The sequence below is a fragment of the Pseudomonas sp. D4002 genome, from assembly GCF_013385665.1.
Lineage (GTDB): Bacteria > Pseudomonadota > Gammaproteobacteria > Pseudomonadales > Pseudomonadaceae > Aquipseudomonas.
The window spans coordinates 181,493-206,133 of sequence record NZ_JACAPN010000009.1; the positions used below are offsets into that span (position 1 = coordinate 181,493).

At 61.3% G+C, this 24,641-nt stretch carries 23 protein-coding genes; 18 read left to right on the top strand and 5 right to left on the bottom strand.

Annotated elements, in window-relative coordinates; all coding sequences use genetic code 11:
- The first annotated feature begins 87 nt into the window (after window positions 1–87).
- On the top strand, window positions 88–261 hold the full coding sequence (locus tag HX824_RS03365) for a PA1571 family protein (protein ID WP_003218992.1): 174 nt from the start codon (window positions 88–90) through the stop codon (window positions 259–261).
- A gap of 51 nt (window positions 262–312) precedes the next feature.
- Here HX824_RS03365 and pdxB read toward each other — a convergent pair whose 3' ends face one another.
- Window positions 313–1,455, bottom strand: coding sequence for a 4-phosphoerythronate dehydrogenase PdxB (gene pdxB / locus HX824_RS03370; RefSeq protein ID WP_177054130.1), 1,143 nt, complete (start codon window positions 1,453–1,455; stop codon window positions 313–315).
- A 308-nt stretch (window positions 1,456–1,763) separates the two neighbouring features.
- Between pdxB and HX824_RS03375 the strand changes: the two genes are divergently transcribed.
- Window positions 1,764–3,152 (top strand): MATE family efflux transporter, encoded by a 1,389-nt coding sequence (locus tag HX824_RS03375; protein WP_177054131.1) that lies wholly within the window; start codon window positions 1,764–1,766, stop codon window positions 3,150–3,152.
- Here the strand turns inward: HX824_RS03375 and tusA are convergent.
- A complete protein-coding gene (gene tusA, locus HX824_RS03380) occupies window positions 3,149–3,400 on the bottom strand; it encodes a sulfurtransferase TusA (RefSeq protein WP_003218998.1) in 252 nt (83 codons plus the stop codon). The genes HX824_RS03375 and tusA overlap by 4 nt on opposite strands.
- Window positions 3,401–3,508: 108 nt before the next feature.
- Window positions 3,509–4,582: a 23S rRNA (cytidine(2498)-2'-O)-methyltransferase RlmM gene (rlmM, locus tag HX824_RS03385; RefSeq protein ID WP_003219000.1), complete on the bottom strand. Its 1,074-nt coding sequence runs from the start codon at window positions 4,580–4,582 to the stop codon at window positions 3,509–3,511.
- A gap of 191 nt (window positions 4,583–4,773) precedes the next feature.
- Here rlmM and acnA point away from each other — a divergent pair, with 191 nt between their 5' ends.
- From acnA to HX824_RS03400, 3 genes are all read left to right on the top strand, one after another.
- Window positions 4,774–7,515, top strand: coding sequence for an aconitate hydratase AcnA (gene acnA / locus HX824_RS03390; protein WP_008437584.1), 2,742 nt, complete (start codon window positions 4,774–4,776; stop codon window positions 7,513–7,515).
- A 111-nt stretch (window positions 7,516–7,626) separates the two neighbouring features.
- Window positions 7,627–8,418 (top strand): CPBP family intramembrane glutamic endopeptidase, encoded by a 792-nt coding sequence (locus HX824_RS03395; RefSeq protein ID WP_177054132.1) that lies wholly within the window; start codon window positions 7,627–7,629, stop codon window positions 8,416–8,418.
- Window positions 8,419–8,503: 85 nt separating this feature from the next.
- Complete coding sequence (locus HX824_RS03400) at window positions 8,504–10,069, top strand: PAS domain-containing methyl-accepting chemotaxis protein (RefSeq protein WP_003219005.1); 1,566 nt, start codon at window positions 8,504–8,506, stop codon at window positions 10,067–10,069.
- A gap of 81 nt (window positions 10,070–10,150) precedes the next feature.
- Here HX824_RS03400 and HX824_RS03405 read toward each other — a convergent pair whose 3' ends face one another.
- Window positions 10,151–10,840, bottom strand: a complete 690-nt coding sequence (locus tag HX824_RS03405) for an alpha/beta family hydrolase (RefSeq protein ID WP_177054133.1) — start codon at window positions 10,838–10,840, stop codon at window positions 10,151–10,153.
- A 79-nt stretch (window positions 10,841–10,919) separates the two neighbouring features.
- Here HX824_RS03405 and ccoN (HX824_RS03410) point away from each other — a divergent pair, with 79 nt between their 5' ends.
- From ccoN (HX824_RS03410) to ccoP (HX824_RS03445), 8 genes are all read left to right on the top strand, one after another.
- Window positions 10,920–12,344, top strand: a complete 1,425-nt coding sequence (ccoN, locus tag HX824_RS03410; RefSeq protein ID WP_003219009.1) for a cytochrome-c oxidase, cbb3-type subunit I — start codon at window positions 10,920–10,922, stop codon at window positions 12,342–12,344.
- 10 nt (window positions 12,345–12,354) lie between these two features.
- Entirely contained in the window at window positions 12,355–12,963 is a 609-nt protein-coding gene (ccoO, locus tag HX824_RS03415) for a cytochrome-c oxidase, cbb3-type subunit II (protein WP_003219010.1), read from the top strand.
- A gap of 3 nt (window positions 12,964–12,966) precedes the next feature.
- On the top strand, window positions 12,967–13,173 hold the full coding sequence (locus HX824_RS03420) for a cbb3-type cytochrome c oxidase subunit 3 (RefSeq protein WP_008437576.1): 207 nt from the start codon (window positions 12,967–12,969) through the stop codon (window positions 13,171–13,173).
- On the top strand, window positions 13,170–14,117 hold the full coding sequence (ccoP, locus tag HX824_RS03425; protein ID WP_003219014.1) for a cytochrome-c oxidase, cbb3-type subunit III: 948 nt from the start codon (window positions 13,170–13,172) through the stop codon (window positions 14,115–14,117). Before HX824_RS03420 ends, ccoP (HX824_RS03425) begins: the two co-directional genes overlap by 4 nt.
- A 472-nt stretch (window positions 14,118–14,589) precedes the next feature.
- Window positions 14,590–16,032: a cytochrome-c oxidase, cbb3-type subunit I gene (ccoN, locus tag HX824_RS03430; RefSeq protein WP_003219015.1), complete on the top strand. Its 1,443-nt coding sequence runs from the start codon at window positions 14,590–14,592 to the stop codon at window positions 16,030–16,032.
- Window positions 16,032–16,640 carry a cytochrome-c oxidase, cbb3-type subunit II gene (ccoO, locus tag HX824_RS03435; RefSeq protein WP_003193167.1) on the top strand — a complete coding sequence of 203 codons (609 nt, stop codon included), beginning with the start codon at window positions 16,032–16,034 and terminating at the stop codon, window positions 16,638–16,640. The genes ccoN (HX824_RS03430) and ccoO (HX824_RS03435) overlap by 1 nt, the downstream gene beginning before the upstream one ends.
- Before the next feature lie 5 nt (window positions 16,641–16,645).
- Window positions 16,646–16,831 carry a CcoQ/FixQ family Cbb3-type cytochrome c oxidase assembly chaperone gene (locus HX824_RS03440; protein WP_008437575.1) on the top strand — a complete coding sequence of 62 codons (186 nt, stop codon included), beginning with the start codon at window positions 16,646–16,648 and terminating at the stop codon, window positions 16,829–16,831.
- Window positions 16,828–17,805, top strand: coding sequence for a cytochrome-c oxidase, cbb3-type subunit III (gene ccoP / locus HX824_RS03445; protein ID WP_177054134.1), 978 nt, complete (start codon window positions 16,828–16,830; stop codon window positions 17,803–17,805). The genes HX824_RS03440 and ccoP (HX824_RS03445) overlap by 4 nt, the downstream gene beginning before the upstream one ends.
- Window positions 17,806–17,916: 111 nt before the next feature.
- On the opposite strand, the gene HX824_RS03450 is transcribed toward ccoP (HX824_RS03445), so the two are convergent.
- Entirely contained in the window at window positions 17,917–18,579 is a 663-nt protein-coding gene (locus tag HX824_RS03450) for a hypothetical protein (RefSeq protein WP_177054135.1), read from the bottom strand.
- Window positions 18,580–19,213: 634 nt separating this feature from the next.
- On the opposite strand from HX824_RS03450, the gene HX824_RS03455 reads away from it, so the two are divergent.
- From HX824_RS03455 to HX824_RS03475, 5 genes are all read left to right on the top strand, one after another.
- Window positions 19,214–19,468: a type II toxin-antitoxin system Phd/YefM family antitoxin gene (locus tag HX824_RS03455; RefSeq protein WP_003219024.1), complete on the top strand. Its 255-nt coding sequence runs from the start codon at window positions 19,214–19,216 to the stop codon at window positions 19,466–19,468.
- Window positions 19,468–19,878, top strand: coding sequence for a type II toxin-antitoxin system VapC family toxin (locus HX824_RS03460; RefSeq protein WP_087694843.1), 411 nt, complete (start codon window positions 19,468–19,470; stop codon window positions 19,876–19,878). Before HX824_RS03455 ends, HX824_RS03460 begins: the two co-directional genes overlap by 1 nt.
- A gap of 207 nt (window positions 19,879–20,085) precedes the next feature.
- A complete protein-coding gene (ccoG, locus tag HX824_RS03465; protein ID WP_003219028.1) occupies window positions 20,086–21,501 on the top strand; it encodes a cytochrome c oxidase accessory protein CcoG in 1,416 nt (471 codons plus the stop codon).
- Between the two features lie 14 nt (window positions 21,502–21,515).
- Window positions 21,516–22,055, top strand: coding sequence for a FixH family protein (locus HX824_RS03470; protein WP_008437568.1), 540 nt, complete (start codon window positions 21,516–21,518; stop codon window positions 22,053–22,055).
- 135 nt (window positions 22,056–22,190) lie between these two features.
- Window positions 22,191–24,641 carry a heavy metal translocating P-type ATPase gene (locus HX824_RS03475; RefSeq protein WP_177054136.1) on the top strand — a complete coding sequence of 817 codons (2,451 nt, stop codon included), beginning with the start codon at window positions 22,191–22,193 and terminating at the stop codon, window positions 24,639–24,641.

Below are 24,641 nucleotides of genomic sequence, written 5' to 3' on the forward strand. Positions count from 1 at the left end.
TCGATCTGCGGGCCGCGCAAGGAGTTGTAACAACGCGGTCACGCGGGGGTTTTAAAGTAGGTACACAACCTGATGAGGAGACGGGCCATGTCCTTGCAAAACAGCAGCAACGCCAAAATTCAAGTGATCCGCCAACCGCAGCAATTGCCTTGCTCGTACATCGACGCTCAGGGCCGCGAAGTGCAAATCACCGAAGAAATGATCCAGAGCGCGTGCGCCGAACTGGAACAGAAATTGGTCAAGCCTGCCAAGCGAGGCTGATTCGCCCACGCTCTCTTAAACCCGGCCTTGATGGCCGGGTTTTTTATGCCTTCAGATTGCCTGTGCGCCCAATGCTGCCACGATGCTCGACAAGGCGGCAGACTCGCCGTTGATCCGCACTTTCAAGCCGTCAATCTCACGCCGCTCGGGGTAGTGCTTGCGCAATAGGTCGAAGGCCTTGCGCTGCTCATCCACTGTGCCTACCAGGCTGCGGCGGAAATCCGCGTCATCACGGCGCGGGTCGTACACGCTGCGGCACAGGGTCGCCAGGGCCCAGGCCGGATCGGTATTGGCATTGAGGCTGACTTCGGCCAGCCACGGCTCCGGCAGCAAGTCGCTCAATTGAATCGTCGGGTCCTGACCAAGATGCCGGCAAAACGCCTGATAGATCTGCGCCGTGCCGCGCTGCTTGCCGTCCAGGCTGTAGCCGGCGATATGCGGGGTGGCCAGCACACACAGGTCGGCCAGGTCGACGTCCACCTGCGGCTCGCCTTCCCACACATCCAGCACGGCCTGCAGGTCTTCGCGCTCCAGCAGCACCTCCTTGAGGGCGGCGTTGTCCACCACCGGGCCGCGGCTGGCGTTGATCAGCCAGGCACCGGGCTTGAGCTGGTTGAGGCGCTCGCGGTCGAACAAGTGCCAGGTGGAGCCGTTACCGGATTTGTTCAGCGGCGTGTGCAGACTGATCACATCGCACTGCTCGACGATCTGCTCCAGGCTGACGTAATCACCGTCCTCGGCGATCTGCCGGGGCGGGTCGCACACCAGCACGTTCCAGCCCAACGCCTTGAGCACCTTGACCAGACGCCCGCCGACTTCACCGGCACCCACCACACCGTAGGTGCGCTGGGCCAGGTCGGCGCCTTCGATCTCGGCCAGGGTCAGCAGGCTGCCCAGCACATAGTCGACAACGCCACGGGCATTGCAGCCGGGGGCGCTGGACCACTGGATGCCGGCGCGCTGGAAGTAATCGAGGTCGAGGTGATCAGTGCCGATGGTGCAGGTGCCGACAAACCGCACCGGCGTGCCTTCGAGCAAGGCACGGGTGACGTTGGTCACTGAACGCACCAGCAGCACATCGGCCTGCTCGATCGTCGCGCGGTCAATGGACCGGCCCGGAACCCGGCGAATCTCGCCGAATCCTTCGAAGAATGCATCGAGCAGCGGGATATTTTCGTCGGCAACAATCAGCATGGCAGGCTCCTTTCGCGGATCAGCAGTGTACAGCGGTTTTCCTTGTGGCGATGGAGCTTGCTCCCGCTGGAGTGCGCAGCGCTCCCAAATGCAGCACCGTGTTTTTTCAGGTACACATCGGTTGCCCGTTATGGGGCTGCTGCGCAGCCCAGCGGGAGCAAGCTCCCTCACCACAGCAAGCGCCCTCGCCACAAAACGCTGCATTTGCGCGGGGATGTGTTTACAAATCCACAACACAGGTTTTTTCCTGACCAACACGTCAAGGCGTAGAATGCGCCGTCCTGCGCTCCCCTATCGGACATCTGTACGTGAACACTGCCACAACCACCACCGCCCTTTCTCGCCCCGCCCGCGTCAGCCTTGAAGTGCGCAACCTGCTGGCCCTGGCGCTGCCGATCATGATCGGGCAACTGGCGACCACCGCCATGGGGTTCGTCGATGCCGTGATGGCCGGGCGTGTCAGCTCCCGAGACCTGGCGGCGGTTGCCCTGGGCAACTCCATCTGGATCCCGGTGTACCTGCTGATGACCGGCACCCTGTTGGCCACCACGCCGAAAGTCGCCCAGCGCTTTGGCGCCGGCACCCACGGTGAAATCGGCCCGCTGGTGCGCCAGTCGATGTGGCTGGCACTGGTGGTGGGAATTACAGCGCTGCTGTTGCTGATCAGCGCCGAACCGATCCTGCACCTGATGAAGGTCGATCCCGAGTTGATCAAGCCCTGCATGGGCTACCTGCACGGCATCGCTTCGGGCATGCCGGCCATTGCGTTGTATTACGTGCTGCGCTGCTTCAGCGACGGGCTGGGCCGAACGCGGCCGAGCATGGTCATGGGCCTGTGCGGGCTGGCGCTGAATATTCCGCTGAACTATGTGTTTATCTACGGCCACTTCGGCGTGCCGGCCATGGGCGGCATCGGTTGCGGCTGGGCCACGGCGATCGTGATGTGGGTGATGATGCTTGGCCTGGCCGCCTGGACCCGCTGGGCACCGGTGTATCAGAGCAGCGAGCTGTTCAAGCGCTTTGACTGGCCGCAATGGTCGGTAATCAAGCGTGTGTTGAGCATTGGCTTGCCCATCGGGATCGCGGTGTTTGCCGAGTCGAGCATTTTTGCGGTGATCGCGCTGCTGATCGGCAGCCTCGGCGCCACGGTGGTGGCCGGGCACCAGATCGCGCTGAACTTCAGTTCGCTGGTGTTCATGATTCCCTATTCCCTGAGCATGGCGGTCACCGTGCGCGTGGGCCAGGCCCTGGGCCGAGGAGAACCCCGTGAGGCGCGCTTTGCCGCAGGTGTCGGAATGGGCACCGCGCTGGTGTATGCCTGCCTGTCCTGCAGCCTGATGCTGCTGTTTCGCGAACAGATCGCCACCATCTACACCCAGGACCCGCTGGTGATCCAGGTGGCGGCGATGCTGATTGTGTTTGCGGCGCTGTTTCAGTTCTCGGACGCGATCCAGGTCACGGCCGCCGGCGCACTACGTGGTTACCAGGACACTCGGGTGACCATGGTGCTGACGTTGTTTGCGTATTGGGGCGTGGGCTTGCCGGTGGGCTACGCGCTGGGGCTGACCGAGTGGCTGGGCCAGGCCCGAGGCCCGAGCGGCTTGTGGCAGGGGCTGATCGTGGGCCTGAGCTGTGCCGCGGCGATGTTGGTGATCCGCCTGGTGCGCAGCGCACGCAAGCGGATTCGCCGGGTTTAAGCCGATTTCTTGCGGATCCAGTATAGGTAGGTACCGGCCTGCTCCTGCTGGTCCACCAGTTCATGGTCGAGAAACACGCAGAACTTGGGGATGTCGCGACGGGTCGACGGATCGGTCGCGATCACCTTGAGCAAGCCACCGGGCGCCAGGTCGCGGATGTGCTGGTGCAGCATCATCACCGGTTCCGGACAGTTGAGGCCGGTGGCGTCGAGGACGGCATCGACGGGTAAATCAGGGGTCAGGCTCATGGTTTACTCCTAAACAGGCCGGCATTTTAACGGTAACGCGGGGCGCCAGGTAGCCAGCGGCGCCCTCGGTTTTTTCGCGAGCAAGCTCGCTCCTACATTGAGCAGCGTTTACCGGGCCTTTGGCTTCTTCACATCCAACCGGCGCAAATGGCAGGTCACTTCTTCACGGTCGTGGTACAGCTGCTTGCAGCCGATCTCCACCCGGATGCCACGCTCCTTGAAGCCTTCCGCGATGCGTTCAAGCAGGCGCTTCACTTCGGCATAACGCTGCTTCATCGGCAACTTCAGGTTGACCACTGCTTCGCGGCAGTGTCCCTCGCCAATCCAGGTTTCCAGCAAAGCTGCGTTGCGCGCCGGTTTCTCGACGATGTCGCACACCATCCAGTCCACCGGCTGCTTGGGGGTGTAGATGAAGCCGTCGGCCATCAAGTGCTGCACCAGCCCGGTATCCATCAGGCTTTCGGCCATCGGGCCGTTGTCGATGGCGGTCACCAGCATGCCGCGGTTGACCAGTTGCCAGGTCCAGCCGCCAGGCGCTGCGCCGAGGTCGACGCCGGTCATGTCGCTGTGCAGGCGCTCGTCCCACTGATCACGGGGGATAAAGTGGTGCCAGGCCTCTTCCAGCTTCAAGGTCGAGCGGCTTGGCGCGTCCCGCGGGAATTTGAGGCGCGGGATGCCCATCGGCCACATGGCCGAGTTGTTCGACTCGGCCAGGCCCATGAACACTTCGCGGCCGCTCTTGAAGGTCAACAGCAGGCGCGGCTTGCTGGCGTCTTCCACCAGTTTGCCGGCGGCCATCAGCGCCTTGCGCAAGTGAACTTCGAATTTCTTGCAGAAGTTCGACAGCTCCTTGCCGTCATTGGTGTCGACCATTTCCAGCCACAGGCTGCCGCACACCGGGAAATCCCGCAGGTGCGCGAGGATCACGCTGATACGGTCGGTTTCCGGCAAGTCGATGAACACCCCGCGCGCCCACTGCCTCGGGAAGATCAGCTCGGCAAAGCGTTGGCCGCGCATCAGGCGCTGGGCGCCGTCTTCTTCGGTGCAGACAAATTCGGCGCAGGCGCTGCCGGTCTTGGCCTTGGCATAGCCCGAAACGTTCAGGCGTGCGGCGTGTTCCGCGATCTCGGAACAGACTTCGCCTTCAAAACCCGGGCGGCAGTGCATAAAAAGGGTGTTCATCAACTCTCCTGGATCACGGGCTTGCTATAGCGCAATGCCTGTCATGAAAACGCGCGCATGATAGCCGAGTTCGGAACCTTGGACTTATTGATAGAGTCCAGTAATTAGCCAGCTACTTAAAACAGGGCTAATTTGTAAGCTCTGTTCGTCCCGTCAGGTCCGTAGCCGTGCGGACCATAAGGAGTCATGTAATGTCATCCCTTGATAGTCTGAGAACCCTTAAAACCTTACAGATCGACGACAAGACCTATCACTACTTCAGCCTGCCCGAAGCCGCCAAGAGCCTGGGTGATCTGGACAAGCTGCCGATGTCCCTCAAGGTGCTGCTGGAAAACCTGCTGCGCTGGGAGGACGAAAAGACCGTCACCGGCGCCGACCTCAAGGCCATTGCCGCCTGGCTCAAGGAGCGCCGCTCCGACCGCGAGATCCAGTACCGCCCCGCCCGGGTGCTGATGCAAGACTTTACCGGCGTGCCCGCCGTGGTCGACCTGGCCGCCATGCGCGCCGCCGTGGCCAAGGCCGGCGGTGACCCGCAACGCATCAACCCGCTGTCACCGGTGGACCTGGTGATCGACCACTCGGTGATGGTCGACAAGTTCGCCACCACCGGCGCCTTCCAGGAAAACGTCGACATCGAAATGCAGCGCAACGGCGAACGCTACGCCTTCCTGCGCTGGGGCCAGAGCGCCTTCGACAACTTCAGCGTAGTGCCACCGGGCACCGGCATCTGCCACCAGGTCAACCTGGAATACCTCGGCCGCACCGTGTGGACCAAGGATGAAGACGGCCGCACCTACGCCTTCCCCGACACATTGGTAGGCACCGACTCCCACACCACCATGATCAACGGCCTTGGCGTACTGGGCTGGGGCGTGGGCGGGATCGAAGCAGAAGCCGCGATGCTCGGGCAGCCGGTGTCGATGCTGATCCCGGAAGTGATCGGCTTCAAGCTCACCGGCAAGCTGAAAGAAGGCATCACCGCCACCGACCTGGTGCTGACCGTCACCCAGATGCTGCGTAAAAAGGGCGTGGTCGGCAAATTCGTCGAGTTCTATGGCGACGGCCTGGCCGACCTGCCTTTGGCCGACCGCGCGACCATCGCCAACATGGCCCCGGAGTACGGCGCCACCTGTGGCTTCTTCCCGGTGGATGAAGTAACCCTGGACTACCTGCGCCTGTCGGGCCGTCCTGCAGAAACCGTCAAACTGGTGGAGGCCTACACCAAGGCCCAGGGCCTGTGGCGCAATGCAGGTCAGGAGCCGATCTTTACCGACAGCCTGGCGCTGGACATGGCCAGCGTCGAAGCCAGCCTGGCCGGGCCTAAACGTCCGCAAGACCGTGTCTCACTGCCTAACGTCGGCCAGGCCTTCAGCGATTTCCTCGACCTGCAATTCAAACCCACCAACAAGGAAGAGGGCCGCCTGGAGAGCGAAGGCGGCGGCGGTGTTGCGGTGGGCAACGCCGACCTGATCGGTGAAGCCGACTACGACTTCGAAGGCCAGACCTATCGCCTGAAAAACGGCGCGGTGGTGATCGCGGCGATTACCTCCTGCACCAACACCTCCAACCCCAGCGTGATGATGGCGGCGGGCCTGGTGGCGAAAAAGGCGGTAGAGAAAGGATTGAAGAGCAAGCCATGGGTGAAAACGTCCCTGGCACCCGGCTCCAAGGTGGTCACCGACTACTACAAAGCGGCGGGGCTGACCCAATACCTCGACAAGCTGGGGTTCGACCTGGTGGGTTATGGCTGCACCACCTGCATCGGCAACTCCGGGCCGCTGCCCGAACCGATCGAAAAAGCCATCCAGAAAGCCGACCTCGCGGTAGCCTCGGTGCTTTCAGGCAACCGTAACTTCGAAGGCCGGGTGCACCCATTGGTGAAAACCAACTGGCTGGCCTCCCCGCCTCTCGTCGTTGCCTATGCCCTGGCCGGCACCGTGCGCATGGACATCAGCAGCGAACCACTGGGCACCGGCTCTGACGGAAAACCGGTGTACCTGCGGGACATCTGGCCCAGCAGCAAGGAAATCGCCGACGCCGTTGCGCAAGTCAGCACCCAGATGTTCCACAAGGAATACGCCGAGGTGTTTGCCGGTGATGAACAGTGGCAGGCCATTGAAGTGCCGCAGGCTGCAACCTACGTGTGGCAGAAGGACTCCACCTACATCCAGCACCCACCGTTCTTCGACGACATCGGCGGCCCGCTGCCGGTGATCGAAGACGTCAAGGGCGCCAACGTGCTGGCATTGCTGGGGGACTCGGTGACCACCGACCACATCTCTCCCGCCGGTAACATCAAGACCGACAGCCCGGCCGGCAAATACCTGCGCGAGCAAGGCGTCGAACCGCGGGACTTCAACTCCTACGGCTCGCGTCGCGGCAACCATGAAGTGATGATGCGCGGCACCTTCGCCAACATCCGCATCCGCAACGAAATGCTCGGCGGCGAGGAAGGCGGCAATACGATCTACATCCCTACCGGCGAGAAAATGCCGATCTACGACGCCGCCATGAAATACCAGGCCTCGGGCACCCCGCTGGTGGTGATCGCCGGCCAGGAATACGGCACCGGCTCAAGCCGTGACTGGGCGGCCAAGGGCACCAACCTGCTGGGGGTCAAGGCGGTGATTGCCGAGAGTTTCGAGCGGATTCACCGTTCCAACCTGGTGGGCATGGGCGTGCTGCCCCTGCAGTTCAAGCTGGACCAGAACCGCAAGGCACTCAAGCTGACAGGCAAGGAGAAGATCGACATCCTCGGGCTGACCAACGCCGAGATCGAGCCACGCATGAACCTGACGCTGGTGATCACCCGTGAGGATGGCAGCAGCGAGAAGGTCGAAGTGCTGTGCCGCATCGACACCCTCAATGAGGTCGAGTACTTCAAGGCCGGCGGGATCCTGCACTACGTGTTGCGGCAGTTGATTGCCTCGTAACTGACACGCGCTACCCAAAACACCGCCTTCCCTGGCGGTGTTTTCATTTTTACCGTCGGTGACGCTCGGTATACTGCCGCCCTCAGATTTTGACTGTCACAAGGATTCCCCATGCTTGCATTGCCATGGCTGTACCTGGCGCTTCTTTCCATCGGCTATGTACTTGCCTTGAGCTACGGGCAATTGGGGTTAATGGCGGCGCTTTCCGTCGCCATGCTGCTGTTGGCCGGGTTTGCCGTGCGGCAACAGCGAAACCCGTGGGTACGCTATCTGGGCCACGGGCTGTTTATCGTGCTGGCGCTGGGGCTGGCGATGCATTGGCTGCCGGGGTTCTACAACGGTCGCGGGATCGCCCCGCAGCGCTTTTCGGACGACGCCGTGCCTTTCTCGATGTACCTGAACCAGGACAAACCGCTGATTGGCTTCTGGCTGCTGCTGGCCTGCCCGTGGATTGTTGCGCGCCGGTCCCTGCGCCTGTCGATCTACGCCACCGCCCTGGCGTTGACACTGACGGCGATTGCCGCCCTGGGCGGCGCTGCGTTGCTGTGCGTCATCAGTTGGGCCCCGAAGTGGCCGGAGCAGGCTTGGCTGTGGGTGTTGAATAACCTGCTGCTGGTGACCCTGGTGGAGGAAGCGCTGTTCCGCGGTTATATCCAGGGCGGCCTGAGCCGACGGTTCAAGCAATTGCCCTATGGTGAAAACCTCGCATTGCTGTTGGCCGCCCTGCTGTTCGGCCTGGTACACCTGGGCGCAGGCTGGCAGTGGACCCTGCTGGCGACCATCGCAGGCCTGGGCTACGGCCTGGCGTATCGCTTTGGCGGGTTGGGCGCGGCGATCGTTACGCACTTCGGGCTGAACCTGCTGCATTTCGGGTTGTTTACCTATCCGATGCTGGCCGGCTGAGGCTGTGCCGATTGTTGCAAAAAATAAGTTAAATAAAACCCCGCGACGGTCGACAACCTGTCAAAGCCTTGCGGATTGAACAATCATGCGTAATAACCAACCCGTTACCCAGCGCGAACGTACCTTCCCCGCTCAGCAACGGTTGATCTCCACCACGGATGCCAAAGGCGTGATCACCTACTGCAACGACGCCTTCGTCGAGATCAGTGGGTTTTCCCATGACGAACTGCTGCGTGCCCCGCACAACCTGGTTCGTCATCCGGATGTGCCGGCGGCAGTGTTCGCACACATGTGGTCCACGCTCAAACAAGGCTTGCCATGGATGGGCATCGTCAAGAACCGCTGCAAGAGCGGTGATCACTATTGGGTCAACGCCTATGTGACACCGGTCTTCGACGGCAACCAGGTGATCGGCTACGAGTCGGTGCGGGTCAAGCCCACCGCCGAGCAGATCCGCCGTGCCGAAGCGCTTTACCAGCGCATCAACCAGGGCAAGCCGGCCATCCCGCGCCGCGACAAGTGGCTGCCGGTGTTGCAGGACTGGCTGCCGTTTATCCTGGTCAGCCAGTTGAGCTTCCTGATTGGCGTGTGGCTCAATTCCCACTGGGGCTTTGCCCTGGCAGCGGCGCTGTCGGTACCGCTGGGCCTGTTGGGCCTGAGCTGGCAACAACGCGGGCTCAAGCGCTTGCTGCGCCTGGCCGAACAGACCACCTCAGACCCGCTGATCGCGCAGATGTACACCGACAGCCGCGGCGCCCAGGCGCGCCTGGAAATGTCGATCCTCAGCCAGGAGGCGCGCCTGAAGACGTGTCTTACCCGTTTGCAGGACACGGCTGAACACCTCAACTCCCAGGCGGCGCAGTCCAATACCCTGGCGCATAACAGCTCCAGCGGTCTTGAACGCCAGCGCGTGGAAACCGAACAGGTGGCCACCGCGGTCAACCAGATGGCCGCGACGACTCAGGAAGTCGCCAGCCATGTGCAACGCACCGCCGATGCCACCCAGGAAGCCAATCGCCTGACCGGGCGTGGCCGTGATATCGCCGGCGAAACCCGCGAAGCGATTCAGCGCCTGTCGGTGGCCGTGGGCGAGACCGGCGTGACCGTGACCCAACTGGCCAAGGACAGTGACGAAATCGGTGGCGTGGTGGATGTGATCAAAGGCATCGCCGACCAGACCAACCTGCTGGCGCTGAACGCGGCCATCGAAGCGGCCCGTGCCGGGGAGATGGGTCGCGGCTTTGCGGTGGTGGCCGACGAAGTGCGGCAACTGGCCCAGCGCACCAGCGAGTCCACCGGGCAGATTCATGCGCTGATCGCCAAGCTGCAACAGACCGCCAGCGCGGCCGTACAAACCATGGACGCCGGGCATCGCCAGGCGGAAGAAGGTGTGGCACGGGTGATGGAAGCGGATCAGGCGCTGATCGGGATCAGCGAGGCGGTGGCGCACATCACTGATATGACGGCGCAGATTGCGGCGGCGACCGAAGAGCAGAGCTCGGTGGCGGAAGAGATCAGCCGTAACATCAGCACCATTGCGTTGCTGGCGGACCAGACGTCGGAACAGGCGTTGAATTCGGCGCAGTTGAGTGAAGAGCTGACGCATACCGCCAATACTCAGTATTCGCTGGTAGAACGCTTTAACCGGTAAACCGCTTTCGCGAGCAAGCCCGCTCCCACATTTGGAATGCATTTCAAATGTGGGAGCGGGCTTGCTCGCGAAAGGGCCCTATCAGGCGCCGAGAAACCCGGCCACCTTCACCGCCGCAGCCTCCAGATGCTGCTCATGACTGAACCCCGAAGCCTTCAACGGCTTCAAATCATGATCCCCCGCCACCAGCCACATCACCTCGATGCTCGGCGACAACACATACCCCTCCACCGCCGCCCGATTGCCCAGCGCATCCCGCTCGCCCTGCACAATCAACGTCGGCGTCTTCAGTCCGGCCAGATGCTCGGTCCGGGGTTTCTCCGGCTTGCCCACCGCATAAAACGGATAACCCAGGCACACCAGCGCATCCGCGCCCAGTTCATCCGCCAGTAAACTGGCCATCCGCCCGCCCATGGACTTGCCGCCCACCGCCAGTTTCCCAGCGACATGACGTCGCACCTCGGCATACACCTCACGCCAGCATTCCAGCAGTTTCGGGGCTGGATTGGGTGGGCGTTTGCCCCCGTCCACACGGCGCTGGGCCATGTAGGGAAACTCGAAGCGCAACACGTTCACGCCATGCCCGGCAAGGCGTGCAGCCATGTCGTTCATGAAGCCCGAGTCCATCGGCGCACCCGCGCCGTGGGCCAGGATCAACGTCGTGGGCGTACGCGCGATAGACCCTGTGGCGACATCCCACAACCAGCCGTGTTCCCGCACACACTGCGCCCATTGATCCCCGTCAATACTGGCCTTGTGCTCTTTGCCCATGCTTGCCTCGCTTTTTAGTCTGCCTATAACTCCAGCCCAAGTGCCGCATTTGCTTGGGTTGAACCGTGGATGGGGAACCATGAACACTACTTTAAGTACCGCCTATAACTACAAGGTGGTCCGCCAATTCGCCATTATGACGGTGGTGTGGGGCATCGTCGGCATGGGGCTCGGGGTTTTTCTCGCTGCCCAGTTGGTATGGCCCGAACTCAACTTCAATTTGCCCTGGACCAGTTTCGGCCGCTTGCGCCCGCTGCACACCAACGCGGTGATCTTTGCCTTTGGCGGTTGCGCGCTGTTTGCCAGCTCCTTCTACTCGGTGCAACGCACCTGCCAGACCCAATTGTTCGCGCCAAAGATCGCGCAGTTCTGCTTCTGGGGCTGGCAGCTGGTGATTGTGCTGGCCGCGATCACCTTGCCGCTGGGCTACACCAGCTCCAAGGAATACGCCGAGCTGGAATGGCCGATCGACATCCTGATCACCATCGTCTGGGTGGCCTATGCCATCGTGTTCTTCGGCACGGTGATGAAGCGCAACACCAAGCACATCTACGTCGGTAACTGGTTCTTCGGTGCGTTCATCATCACCGTGGCCATCCTGCATATCGTCAACAACCTGGAAATTCCGGTCAGCCTGACCAAGTCCTACTCGCTGTACGGCGGTGCGACGGATGCCATGGTGCAGTGGTGGTATGGGCATAACGCGGTAGGCTTTTTCCTCACCGCCGGCTTCCTGGGGATGATGTACTACTTCGTGCCGAAACAGGCCGAACGCCCGGTGTATTCCTATCGCCTGTCCATCGTGCACTTCTGGGCACTGATCACCCTGTACATCTGGGCCGGCCCGCACCACTTGCACTACACCGCGCTGCCGGACTGGGCACAGTCCCTGGGCATGGTGATGTCGCTGGTACTGCTGGCACCGAGCTGGGGCGGGATGATCAACGGGATGATGACCCTGTCGGGCGCCTGGCATAAGTTGCGCAGCGACCCGATCCTGCGATTCCTGGTGGTTTCCCTGGCCTTCTACGGCATGTCGACCTTCGAAGGGCCGATGATGGCGATCAAGACGGTCAATGCCCTCTCCCACTACACCGACTGGACCATCGGCCACGTACACGCCGGGGCGCTGGGTTGGGTAGCGATGATCTCCATCGGCGCGCTGTATCACATGATCCCGAAAATCTTCGGTCGCGAGCAGATGTACAGCCTCGGCCTGATCAACGCGCACTTCTGGCTGGCCACCATCGGCACCGTGCTCTACATCGCCTCGATGTGGGTCAACGGCATCGCCCAGGGCCTGATGTGGCGTGCGGTCAACGAAGACGGCACCTTGACCTACTCCTTCGTCGAAACCCTGGTGGCCAGCCACCCAGGCTTCATCGTGCGACTGGTGGGCGGGGCGATCTTCCTCAGCGGCATGTTCCTGATGGCTTACAACACTTGGCGCACCGTGCGTTCGGCACAACCCGCCGAAGTCGCCGCTGCGGCGCAGATGGCCTGAGGAGTCGATGATGAAACACGAAACCATTGAAAAGAACGTCGGCCTGCTGATGCTGCTGATGGTGCTCGCCGTGAGCATCGGCGGCCTGACCCAGATTGTGCCGCTGTTCTTCCAGGATGTGACCAACAAGCCGGTGGAAGGCATGAAGCCCTACACCGCGCTGCAACTGGAAGGCCGCGACATCTATATCCGCGAAGGCTGCGTACAGTGCCATTCGCAGATGATCCGCCCGTTCCGCGCCGAAACAGAGCGTTATGGCCACTACTCGGTGGCCGGTGAAAGCGTGTGGGATCACCCGTTCCTGTGGGGCTCCAAGCGTACCGGGCCGGACCTGGCCCGCGTCGGCGCGCGCTACTCGGACGACTGGCACCGCGCGCACTTGTACAACCCGCGCAACGTGGTACCGGAATCGAAGATGCCGGCGTACCCATGGCTGGTCACCGCCCCGGTCGACAGCAGCCACACCGAGACCAAGCTCAAGGTGATGCGCACCCTCGGCGTGCCGTACACCGACGACGACATCGCCGGTGCCGTGGCCTCCCTCAAGGGCAAGACCGAGATGGACGCGCTGGTTTCGTACCTGCAAGTGCTCGGCACTGCCATCAAGAGCAAGAGGTGAGCCATGGGATTTGATTTCGATGCTGGAACCATCCGCGGGCTTGGCACGCTGGTCGTGGCCATCGCCTTCATCGGCTTGTCGCTGTGGGTGTTCAACTCCCGGCGCAATTCGGAGTTCGCCGAGGCGTGCCTGCTGCCGTTTGCCGATGAACCGCTACCGCCAACCCCCGACGCTCAAGAAGAGCCTGCAACAAGGAGCAACCGGCCATGACTACCTTCTGGAGTACATGGATCTGTGTACTGACCCTCGGCAGCCTGATCGGCCTGACCTGGCTGTTGATCGGCACCCGCAAGGGCGAGACCAAGGGCAGCGTGGACCAGACCATGGGCCACGCCTTCGACGGGATCGAGGAGTACGACAACCCGCTGCCGCAATGGTGGTTCATGCTGTTCGCCGGCACCCTGGTGTTTGCCGTCGGCTACCTGATCCTCTACCCGGGCCTGGGCAACTGGAAAGGCGTATTGCCGGGCTATGAAGATGGCTGGACCCAGACCAAGGAATGGGACAAGGAGATGGCCAAGGCCGACGCCAAATTCGGGCCGATCTTCGCCAAATTCGCGGCCATGCCGGTGGAAGAAGTCGCCAAGGACCCGCAGGCGCTGAAAATGGGCGGCCGCCTGTTCGCCTCCAACTGCGCGGTGTGCCATGGCTCGGACGCCAAGGGCGCCTACGGCTTCCCGAACCTGGCAGACAACATCTGGCGCTGGGGCGGTTCGGCGGATGCAATCAAGATGACCATCATGAATGGCCGTCATGCCGCGATGCCTGCCTGGGGTGAAGTGCTGGGTGAGGACGGTGTGAAGAACGTCGCAGCCTATGTGCGTCATGAATTGGCGGGCCTGCCGCTGCCGGCTGACAGCACTGCGGATGTCGCCGCGGGCCAGGTGGCATTCAGCACCACCTGTGTCGCCTGCCACGGGCCGGAAGGCCATGGCGTGGAAGCCATGGGCGCGCCGAACCTGACGCAGCCAGGCGGCTTTATCTACGGCACCAGCCTGGCGCAGTTGCAGCAGACCATTCGCCACGGCCGCCAGGGCCAGATGCCTGCGCAGGAAGTACTGCAAGGCAATGACAAGGTGCACCTGCTGGCCGCCTATGTTTACAGCCTGTCCCACAATGCTGATGGCGCAACGCCTGACAGCCAACCCGAGTAATCCTGCACCACCCAAAAGCCGCGCCTGATTCAGGCGCGGCTTTTTTGCGACCCATTGTCGCACCCTTCCGATCGCTGACTTTCCCCTCCTGCCATTCGGGTCTACGCTTGTTTGCACAGTGGACTGGCATTGGCCGGTCGACGGCCGACTTGCACTCGATGGGTTGAAACATTTCTGCTCGATGACAGGCGCAAAGGCTGGTACCTACCGGCTGTCGTGCCACTGGCCATTCGTCACCCGAGCTGCTTGTTTACACACACTCGGTTACAAGTACCTTCGACCCGTTTAAAATCCTGTCCAAGTCGTCAGCTTTTAACCCTGAATTTTGTCCTTACGCCAAACATGGAAAGGGCGCAGAATCTGGTTTGGAACGCATTGACGCAGGTCACCTTGCGTTGCAATGGAATCTTGCTTTCTCCATACTTGCGACCGATTTTTACCCTATAAAAAAACTAAACCGTGGAACCTTAGAATGAGCACAGCAATCAGTCCGACTGCTTATAACTATAAGGTAGTCCGCCAGTTCGCCATCATGACGGTGGTCTGGGGGATCCTTGGCATGGGGCTCGGCGTTTTCATTGCCTCGCAACTGGTTTGGCCAGAGTTGAATTTTGGCCTGCCATGGACGACATTTGGACGCCTGCGCCCGTTGCACACCAACCTGGTGATTTTCGCCTTCGGTGGATGTGCACTGTTTGCCACTTCTTACTACGTCGTGCAGCGAACCTGCCAAACGCGACTGATTTCCGATGCACTGGCGGCCTTTACCTTCTGGGGTTGGCAAGCGGTCATCGTGGGCGCGATCGTCACCCTGCCGCTGGGCTACACCACCACCAAGGAATACGCCGAGCTGGAATGGCCGATCGCCATTTTGCTGGCGATTGTCTGGGTGACCTACGCAGTGGTGTTCTTCGGCACCATCGTCAAGCGCAAGACCAAGCACATCTATGTCGGCAACTGGTTCTACGGGGCGTTTATCCTGGTGACGGCGATGCTGCATATCGTCAACCATGCGTCCTTGCCGGTCAGCTTCTTCAAGTCCTACTCGGCCTACGCCGGTGCGACGGACGCAATGATCCAGTGGTGGTACGGCCACAACGCCGTAGGTTTCTTCCTCACCACCGGCTTCCTGGGGATGATGTACTACTTCGTGCCGAAACAGGCCGAGCGTCCGATCTACTCCTATCGCCTGTCCATCGTGCACTTCTGGGCCCTGATCACCCTGTACATCTGGGCCGGTCCGCACCACCTGCACTACACCGCATTGCCGGACTGGGCCCAGTCCCTGGGCATGGCGATGTCGATCATCCTGCTCGCGCCAAGCTGGGGCGGCATGATCAACGGCATGATGACCCTGTCGGGCGCCTGGCATAAATTGCGCACCGACCCGATCCTGCGGTTCCTGGTGGTCTCCCTGGCGTTCTACGGCATGTCGACCTTCGAAGGCCCGATGATGGCCATCAAGACGGTCAACTCGCTGTCCCACTACACCGACTGGACCATCGGCCACGTACACGCCGGCGCCCTCGGTTGGGTAGCGATGATTTCCATCGGCGCGCTGTACCACATGATCCCGAAACTGTTCGGCCGTGCGCAGATGCACAGCGTCAGCCTGATCAACACGCACTTCTGGCTGGCCACCATCGGTACCGTGCTCTACATCGCCTCGATGTGGGTCAACGGCATCACCCAGGGCCTGATGTGGCGTGCAATCAACGATGACGGCACCCTCACCTACTCCTTCGTCGAAGGGCTGCAAGCCAGCCATCCGGGTTACATCGTGCGCGCCCTCGGCGGTGCGATCTTTGCCAGCGGCATGCTGTTCATGGCCTACAACGTGTGGCGCACCGTGCGTGCCTCCGACCCTGTAGAAGCCGAAGCCGCTACCAAGATCGCCGTTGTGGGAGCTCACTGATGAAGCATGAAGTAGTCGAGAAGAATATCGGCCTGCTGGCCTTCTTCATGGTCATCGCCGTGAGTATCGGCGGCCTGACCCAGATCGTTCCGCTGTTTTTCCAGGACGTGACCAACAAGCCGGTGGAAGGCATGAAGCCGCGCACCGCCCTTGAACTGGAAGGCCGCGACGTCTACATCGCCAACGGTTGTGTCGGCTGCCACTCGCAGATGATCCGCCCGTTCCGTGCCGAAACCGAACGCTACGGCCACTACTCGGTCGCCGGTGAAAGCGTGTGGGACCACCCATTCCTGTGGGGTTCCAAGCGTACCGGCCCGGACCTGGCCCGGGTCGGCGGTCGTTACTCCGATGACTGGCAGCGTGCGCACTTGTACAACCCGCGCAACGTGGTGCCCGAATCGAAAATGCCGGCGTACCCGTTCCTGGTCGAAAACAAACTCGACGGCAAGGACACCGCCAAGAAGATGGAAGTCTTGCGCACCCTGGGCGTGCCCTACACCGACGAAGACATCGCCGGCGCGGCAGCGGCCGTGAAGGGCAAGACCGAAATGGACGCACTGGTGGCCTACTTGCAAGGCCTTGGCACCATCATCAAAAGCAAACGGTGATCTGGATGGATATCGGGATGATTCGAGGCCTGGGCACCGTTGTCGTGATGGTGGCCTTTATCGGCCTGGCCTTGTGGGTGTTCAGCCCCAAGCGCAAGTCGGAGTTTGAAGACGCGACGTTGCTGCCCTTCGCGGATGATCCCGAAGCCATCAAGCACGTCGTGGAAGCGTCTAGGAGTAACAAAGAATGACTACGTTCTGGAGTCTGTACGTCACAGTCCTCAGTCTGGGTACCATTTTCGCCCTGACCTGGCTGCTGCTGTCGACCCGCAAGGGCCAGCGCGCCGAGCAAACCGATGAAACCGTCGGCCACTCGTTCGACGGCATCGAGGAGTACGACAACCCGCTGCCCAAATGGTGGTTCATGCTGTTCGTCGGCACCATCATCTTCGCCCTCGGTTACCTGGCGCTGTACCCTGGCCTGGGCAACTGGAAAGGCCTGCTGCCGGGCTACAACTACCTCGACAACGACAAGCAAACCCCATTTGCCAATGGCCAGACCGGCTGGACCGGCGTGCACGAATGGGAAAAGGAAATGGCCAAGTCGGACGCCCGGTTCGGGCCGATCTTCGCCAAGTTCGCCGCCATGCCGATCGAAGAAGTGGCCAAGGACCCGCAAGCCTTGAAGATGGGTGGCCGCCTGTTCGCCTCCAACTGCTCGGTGTGCCACGGTTCCGACGCCAAGGGTGCCTACGGCTTCCCCAACCTGACCGACGCCGACTGGCGCTGGGGCGGCGACCCGGCCACCATCAAGGAAACCATCATGAAGGGCCGCCACGCGGTGATGCCGGCGTGGGCCGAAGTCATTGGCGAGCAAGGCGTGGCCGATGTGGCCGGCTTCGTGGTGACCAATCTCGATGGCCGCAAACTGCCGGAAGGCGCGAAGGCAGACGTGGCCAACGGCGAGAAACTCTTCGCCGCCAACTGCGTGGCGTGCCACGGTCCCGCCGGTAAAGGTACACCCGCCATGGGCGCGCCTGACCTGACCCACCCTGGCGCGTTCATCTACGGTTCGAGCTTCGCGCAACTGCAGCAGACCATCCGTTATGGCCGTCAAGGCCAGATGCCTGCGCAGGAGCAGTTGCAGGGCAATGACAAGGTGCACTTGCTGGCGGCCTATGTTTACAGCCTGTCCCATGGAGACAAGGCAGTTGAGGAGCAGTAAGCATTAAAACCAAAAAGCCCCGCGCAGCCAATGCTGCGCGGGGCTTTGGTAATGGGGCATTGGTGGAACTCAACTTACCCCGAGGACGAGGCGTTACCGTTCTTCATGCACTTAGTCCATTCTTTTAATAGCAGCGTTGATCGCCCCCCGATCAGCCGATTTAGACCAATCCGTCAGTCCTAACTGTGCCACTAACTCAGGACGACTCAAGATTTCCCGCGCGACCATCGCTTCATCTGGGCCGCGATCATGACGCGTCCCATCCGCGATGTTCTTCAGTGAAGCGTAAGTCACACCCTCCCTGCGATCAATTCCACCCCAACCGCGCTCCGGGTAATAGGTGTCATATTCATTCAGGAGCTTTTGCGCCAGTTCTTTATCACTCATCGTGGCCAGGGGAAACCCCATATTCTGACCCACGGTTATGATACTTTCACGATCGATTTTGCCATCGTGCTTATGCTTTCCGTACCCATCGAGTTTCTCCATGAGTACAGGATTTTCCAGCAGCGAACGGGCAAAATTCATGTCGTCACTGCTGTAGCCACTCTGCGCAGAGGCATACGCAACCTGTCGTAGAGAGTCGCGGGTGATGTAGTCTGGTTGCGCAGGGTCGGCATACTTATCAAAGTTTCTGAGTAGACGGTCGGCCACCCGATAATCATTCCAACTACTGAATTGCTCTACGCTGATGCCAGAGGATACTGGCAGCGTCGAAGCCGATGGTGGAACGGCTCCAACATTATGCGTGTCATTAGCACGTTGAATGGTCATTGGTTTCCTCGATTTGAATAACGTCAAAACAAAATAAATTTATCGGCGCGCAAGAGGCCTAGGCATAACGCTCAACAATTGCTCATCAAAGGTTTCATCGTGGTAACGCTGCGCGCTGCTACAAAACATTGCCGAACACTGATCCAGACTTGATCTCAACGTCGGCATTTCCTGCGTGGCAATAACGCGATCAGCGTTCCTACAACAAACGTTTCATTCTGTGTAAACAAAGGCTCGTTTGGGCCTAAGAACTGATATCGCAGAAGCGTCAGCTTCCTAACCAATCGTTGTAGGTTATTTAACAGCGCAAAAAGCAGGTATAAAAACGCCACCACACCGGCCCGTAGACCTCTCCTGATTTACTTACTCAACACCAGGAAGTCGCAAGGGAAACGGCAAGGTGCACTTGCTGGCGGCGTATGTTTCGGACTGTCCCATGGGAACAAGCCGCCAGACGCCGTGTGAGGAAAAGCGGTGAAAAAAAACGGCCCCGCCAGTGGAGATTGGCGGGGCCGTTTTGTTTTCAAGTCGAAAAAGTCGTCACCGCCAGCAACGCATCTACATTTGAGATTGATCAAGAAAACCGCAGGTAGTAACGTGACTACATTCGTACTCCATACGGAGGTTAGCCCCCATGACCATCACCACCATTTCCAGCCGTGAATTCAATCAAGACACAAGCGGTGCCAAAAAAGCCGCCCGCCAAGGCCCGGTTTTTATCACTGACCGGGGCAAGCCTGCCCATGTACTGCTAAGCATTGAGGACTACCAAAAACTGACAGGCCTCAATGCCGACATCGTTGACCTGTTGGTGATGCCAGAAGCGGCAGATATCGAGTTCGAAACCGAACGCGCCGTGATCACTCATCGACCCGTGGACTTCACTTGATGTATCTACTCGACACCAACGTCATCTCTGAACTGCGCAAACCCCAGGCCGATGCCAAGGTCGTCGCCTGGGCCAAAAGTGTCATCGCGCCACGGATGTATATTTCGGCCATTACCTTGAAGGAACTGGAAACAGGAGTCCTGCGAATGGAGCGGCGTGATCCCGCCCAGGGGAAGGTTTTGCGCACATGGCTCAAGCGCCATGTCATGCCGGCGTTTGATGCCAGAATCCTGCCGATTGATGCAGCAGTTGCCCTGCGCTGTGCCAGCTTGCATGTGCCAGACCAAGCCAACGAAAGTGACGCGCTGATCGCTGCAACCGCGCTGGTTCATGGGCTGACAGTGGTCACGCGCAACACTGGCGACTTTCAATCCAGCGGCGTCGCGCTGATCAATCCATGGGACGAATGACCGGTAAGGCTGCGAAAACCGTCCATACTTCACAAGTCAATTGACCCAGATCACGTACACCATCAATTGATTTCCCCCAACGCGACCAAAGGTCGCACCCGTCGAAGGGTATCAGGGGCGTATCATTAGGCCACTGCAACACCCCTATTTTGACCCCGGCCGGCACGTACTGGCCGAGGCAAATCTCCACTGCCGTGGGATGCAATGATGAGCAACCAGATTCCGGTACATGACGTTACTCCGCCTGCCAAAAATTCGAATAACACCGTCGATCTCTACGCATCGCGGGAGAAAATCTACACCCGTGCCTTCACCGGCTTGTTCCGCAATCTGCGGATGCTCGGGGGTGCCGGTTTGTTCCTGCTCTACTTCGGCACCGTGTGGCTGAACTGGGGTGGCCACCAGGCTGTCTGGTGGAACCTGCCGGAGCGTAAATTCTTCATTTTTGGCGCGACTTTCTGGCCCCAGGATTTCATCCTGCTGTCGGGCATCCTGATCGTGGCGGCGTTTGGCCTGTTCTTCATCACCGTGTATGCCGGCCGCGTCTGGTGCGGCTACACCTGCCCGCAAAGCGTGTGGACCTGGATCTTCATGTGGTGCGAAAAGGTCACCGAAGGCGACCGCAACCAGCGCATCAAGCTGGACAAGGCGCCGATGAGCGCCAACAAGTTCCTGCGCAAGTTCGGCAAGCACAGCCTGTGGCTGATCATCGGCTTCGTCACCGGCATGACCTTTGTCGGCTACTTCTCGCCGATCCGTGAACTGGTGTTCGATTTCTTCACCGGCCAGGCGGATGGCTGGTCGTATTTCTGGGTCGGCTTCTTCACCCTCGCCACCTACGGCAACGCCGGCTGGCTGCGCGAGCAGGTGTGCATCTACATGTGCCCGTATGCGCGTTTCCAGAGCGTGATGTTCGACAAGGACACGATGATCGTTTCCTACGACCCGCGCCGTGGCGAAGTCCGTGGGCCGCGCAAAAAAGGTATCGACTACAAGGCCCAGGGCTTGGGGGACTGCATCGATTGCACGATGTGCGTGCAGGTGTGCCCTACCGGCATCGACATCCGTGACGGCCTGCAGATTGAATGCATCGGCTGCGCGGCCTGCATCGACGCCTGCGACAACATCATGGACAAGATGGAATACCCGCGCGGGCTGATCAGCTACACCACCGAGCACAACCTGTCCGGGCAGAAAACCCATAAGCTGCGCCCGCGCCTGATCGGTTATGCCCTGGTGCTGCTGGCGATGATCAGCCTGTTGGTGGCCGCCTTCTTCGTGCGCTCGCTGGTGGGTTTCGACGTCAGCAAGGACCGCGTGCTGTACCGCGAAAACGCCGAGGGCCGGATCGAAAACGTCTACAGCCTGAAGATCATGAACAAGGACCAGCGCGACCACACCTACGTGCTTGACGCCGCAGGCCTGCCAGACCTCAAGCTGCAAGGCCGGCGCGAGATCAAGGTAGCGGCCGGGGAAATCTTCAGCATGCCGGTGGAGTTGTCGAGCGCACCGGAACAACTGCCGTCGAGCACCAACGAGGTGAAATTCATCCTCAGGGATGCCGATGACGACAGCGTCCACATTGAAGCCAAGAGCCGATTCATCGGCCCACAAGTCCGTTAATAGAGAGCCGAACAATGCCCGCAGCTACTGCCGCAAGCCCCTGGTACAAGCACCTCTGGCCCTGGATCATCATTGGGATCCTGACCTGCTCGGTGACGTTGACCTTGTCCATGGTGACCATCGCGGTGAACAACCCCGACAACCTGGTCAACGACAACTATTACGAGGCCGGCAAAGGCATCAACCGTTCCCTGGACCGCGAACTGCTGGCCCAGACTCTGCAACTGCGGGCCAAGGTGCACCTGGACGAGTTGACCGGCGAAGTCGAATTGCACCTGACCGGCAACAGCGGGCCCGGCACCCTGGAGCTGAACCTGATTTCGCCAACCCAGCCGGAGAAGGATCGCAAGATCATCCTGACCCGCAGCGACAGCGAGCCCGGCCGCTACATCGGCCAGGTGACCGACAAGGTCGAAGGCCGCCGCTTCGTCGAGCTGCTGGGGGTGGAAGGCGACCGGACCTGGCGTATGTTTGAAGAAGAACAGGTCAGCCATGACAAGGACTTGCTGCTGGGCGACGAACCGCTGCAGGGTGCTGAAGACCTGAAAAAATAGAGCGTCACCTGTTTGATCGTTCCCACGCTCTGCGTGGGAATGCATCCCGTGACGCTCCGCGTCACAAGAGCGGACGCGGAGCGTCCAGCGAAGCGTTCCCACGCAGAGAGTGGGAACGCTCATCGGAACTGAGCCATGACCACCCCAATCCCCTGCTACCACTGCGCCCTGCCCGTGCCGCCCGGCAGCCGGTTCACTGCCGTGATCCTCGGCGAGCCCCGCGAGCTGTGCTGCCCGGGCTGCCAGGCGGTGGCCGAGGCAATTGTCGCCGGTGGCCTGGAAAGCTATTACCAGCACCGCAGCGAAGCCTCGGCCAACCCCGAGGCGCTGCCGGTGCAACTGGTGGACGAGCTGGCGCTGTATGACCGTGCCGATGTGCAAAAGCCTTTCGTGCGCCACGACGGTGACCTGTCGCAAGCCACACTGTTGATGGAAGGCATCAGTTGCGCCGCCTGTGGCTGGCTGATCGAAAAACACCTGCGCAGCCTGCCCGCCGTGGCCGAGGCACGCCTGAACCTGTCCAACCACCGCCTGCACGTGCGCTGGGCCGACGGGCAATTGCCCCTGAGCCAACTGCTCGGCGAGTTGCGCCACATCGGCTACGCCGCCCACCCGTATCAAGCCGACCGTGCCGCTGAACAACTGGCCAGCGAAAACCGCCTGGCCCTGCGTCAACTGGGGGTGGCCGGGCTGCTGTGGTTCCAGGCGATGATGGCGACGATGGCCACCTGGCCGGAATTCAATATCGACCTGAGCCCGGAGCTGCACGTGATCCTGCGCTGGGTCGCGATGTTTCTGACAACGCCCATCGTGTTCTACAGCTGCGCGCCGTTTTTCAAGGGGGCGATGCGCGACCTGCGCACCCGCCACCTGACCATGGATGTTTCGGTGTCCCTGGCCATTGGCGGTGCCTACCTGGCCGGAATCTGGACCGCCATCACCGGCACCGGCGAACTGTATTTCGATGCAGTCGGCATGTTTGCCCTGTTCCTGCTGGCTGGGCGCTACCTGGAGCGTCGCGCCCGGGAACGTACGGCGGCAGCCACCGCGCAGTTGGTCAACCTGTTGCCAGCCTCGTGCCTGCGCATGAGTGCCGACGGGCAAAGTGAACGGATCCTGCTCAGCGAACTGGCCCTGGGCGACCGGGTACTGGTGCATCCGGGGGCGGTGCTGCCGGCAGACGGCATCATCCTCGACGGCCAGTCGAGCATCGACGAATCGCTGCTGACCGGCGAGTACCTGCCGCAACCACGCCAGGTCGGCGATGCCGTCACTGCCGGCACCCTCAACGTCGAAGGTGCGCTGACCGTCGAAGTCCGCGCCCTGGGCCACGACACGCGCCTGTCGGCCATCGTGCGCCTGCTGGAGCGGGCCCAGGCGGAGAAACCCCGGCTGGCGGAGATCGCCGACCGCGCCGCCCAATGGTTCCTGTTGTGCTCGTTGGTCGCCGCTGCGGTCATCGGCCTGGTGTGGTGGGAGCTGGATTCGTCACGGGCGTTCTGGATCGTCCTGGCGATGCTGGTTGCGACCTGCCCTTGCGCCCTCTCACTGGCAACACCCACCGCCCTGACGGCAGCCACCGGCACCCTGCACAAACTCGGGCTGCTGCTGACCCGCGGCCACGTGCTGGAAGGCCTGAACCAGATCGACACGGTGATTTTCGACAAGACCGGCACCCTTACCGAAGGTCGCCTGGCGTTGCGCGCGATCCGCCCGTTGAGCCTGCTGGGCAGCGACGAGTGCCTGAGCCTCGCGGCGGCGCTGGAGCAACGTTCGGAACATCCTATCGCCCGCGCATTCGGCCGCGCGCCGTTGGCGGCGGATGAAGTGCTCAGCACGCCGGGCCTGGGCCTGGAAGGCCGCGTCGGTGACCGCCGGTTGCGCATTGGCCAGCCGGGTTTTGTTTGCGAACTGAGCGGCTGCGCCCTCCCCGCCTCGCCGAAGGAAGCCGGCCAATGGCTGCTGCTGGGCGACACCGACGGCGCCCTGGCCTGGTTTGTCCTGGATGACCGCCTGCGCAGCGACGCGCCCGCCTTGCTCGCCGCCTGCAAGGCACGCGGCTGGCGCACGTTGCTGCTGTCGGGAGACAGCTCGCCGATGGTTGCCAGTGTCGCCGCCGAGCTGGGCATCGACGAAGCCCATGGCGGCCTGCGCCCCGATGACAAGCTGCAAATGCTGCAACAGCTGCACAAGGAAGGCCGCAAGGTGCTGATGCTCGGCGATGGCGTCAACGATGTGCCGGTGCTGGCCGCCGCCGATATCAGCGTGGCCATGGGCTCGGCCACCGACCTGGCCAAGACCAGCGCCGACGCGGTGTTGCTGTCGAACCGCCTCAACGCCCTGGTGCAAGCCTTTACCCTGGCCCGGCGCACCCGCCGGGTAATCATTGAAAACCTGCTGTGGGCCGGGCTGTACAATGGCCTGATGTTGCCGTTTGCCGCCCTCGGCTGGATCACTCCCATCTGGGCGGCGATCGGCATGTCCCTCAGTTCGTTGACCGTGGTGCTCAATGCCCTGCGCCTGACTCGCATGCCGAGCACGCCAGCCGTGAGCCCCGCCCCCGTAACCCGCCCGCTGCCGGCTTGA

What these genes read in the sequence shown, in the direction of transcription:
- HX824_RS03365 (WP_003218992.1), top strand. Translation starts at nt 88, where the DNA reads ATGTCCTTGCAAAACAGCAGCAACGCCAAAATTCAAGTGATCCGCCAA.
- pdxB (WP_177054130.1), bottom strand. Translation starts at nt 1,455, where the DNA reads ATGCTGATTGTTGCCGACGAAAATATCCCGCTGCTCGATGCATTCTTC.
- tusA (WP_003218998.1), bottom strand. Translation starts at nt 3,400, where the DNA reads ATGAGCCTGACCCCTGATTTACCCGTCGATGCCGTCCTCGACGCCACC.
- rlmM (WP_003219000.1), bottom strand. Translation starts at nt 4,582, where the DNA reads ATGAACACCCTTTTTATGCACTGCCGCCCGGGTTTTGAAGGCGAAGTC.
- acnA (WP_008437584.1), top strand. Translation starts at nt 4,774, where the DNA reads ATGTCATCCCTTGATAGTCTGAGAACCCTTAAAACCTTACAGATCGAC.
- HX824_RS03395 (WP_177054132.1), top strand. Translation starts at nt 7,627, where the DNA reads ATGCTTGCATTGCCATGGCTGTACCTGGCGCTTCTTTCCATCGGCTAT.
- HX824_RS03400 (WP_003219005.1), top strand. Translation starts at nt 8,504, where the DNA reads ATGCGTAATAACCAACCCGTTACCCAGCGCGAACGTACCTTCCCCGCT.
- HX824_RS03405 (WP_177054133.1), bottom strand. Translation starts at nt 10,840, where the DNA reads ATGGGCAAAGAGCACAAGGCCAGTATTGACGGGGATCAATGGGCGCAG.
- ccoN (WP_003219009.1), top strand. Translation starts at nt 10,920, where the DNA reads ATGAACACTACTTTAAGTACCGCCTATAACTACAAGGTGGTCCGCCAA.
- ccoO (WP_003219010.1), top strand. Translation starts at nt 12,355, where the DNA reads ATGAAACACGAAACCATTGAAAAGAACGTCGGCCTGCTGATGCTGCTG.
- HX824_RS03420 (WP_008437576.1), top strand. Translation starts at nt 12,967, where the DNA reads ATGGGATTTGATTTCGATGCTGGAACCATCCGCGGGCTTGGCACGCTG.
- ccoP (WP_003219014.1), top strand. Translation starts at nt 13,170, where the DNA reads ATGACTACCTTCTGGAGTACATGGATCTGTGTACTGACCCTCGGCAGC.
- ccoN (WP_003219015.1), top strand. Translation starts at nt 14,590, where the DNA reads ATGAGCACAGCAATCAGTCCGACTGCTTATAACTATAAGGTAGTCCGC.
- ccoO (WP_003193167.1), top strand. Translation starts at nt 16,032, where the DNA reads ATGAAGCATGAAGTAGTCGAGAAGAATATCGGCCTGCTGGCCTTCTTC.
- HX824_RS03440 (WP_008437575.1), top strand. Translation starts at nt 16,646, where the DNA reads ATGGATATCGGGATGATTCGAGGCCTGGGCACCGTTGTCGTGATGGTG.
- ccoP (WP_177054134.1), top strand. Translation starts at nt 16,828, where the DNA reads ATGACTACGTTCTGGAGTCTGTACGTCACAGTCCTCAGTCTGGGTACC.
- HX824_RS03450 (WP_177054135.1), bottom strand. Translation starts at nt 18,579, where the DNA reads ATGACCATTCAACGTGCTAATGACACGCATAATGTTGGAGCCGTTCCA.
- HX824_RS03455 (WP_003219024.1), top strand. Translation starts at nt 19,214, where the DNA reads ATGACCATCACCACCATTTCCAGCCGTGAATTCAATCAAGACACAAGC.
- HX824_RS03460 (WP_087694843.1), top strand. Translation starts at nt 19,468, where the DNA reads ATGTATCTACTCGACACCAACGTCATCTCTGAACTGCGCAAACCCCAG.
- ccoG (WP_003219028.1), top strand. Translation starts at nt 20,086, where the DNA reads ATGAGCAACCAGATTCCGGTACATGACGTTACTCCGCCTGCCAAAAAT.
- HX824_RS03470 (WP_008437568.1), top strand. Translation starts at nt 21,516, where the DNA reads ATGCCCGCAGCTACTGCCGCAAGCCCCTGGTACAAGCACCTCTGGCCC.
- HX824_RS03475 (WP_177054136.1), top strand. Translation starts at nt 22,191, where the DNA reads ATGACCACCCCAATCCCCTGCTACCACTGCGCCCTGCCCGTGCCGCCC.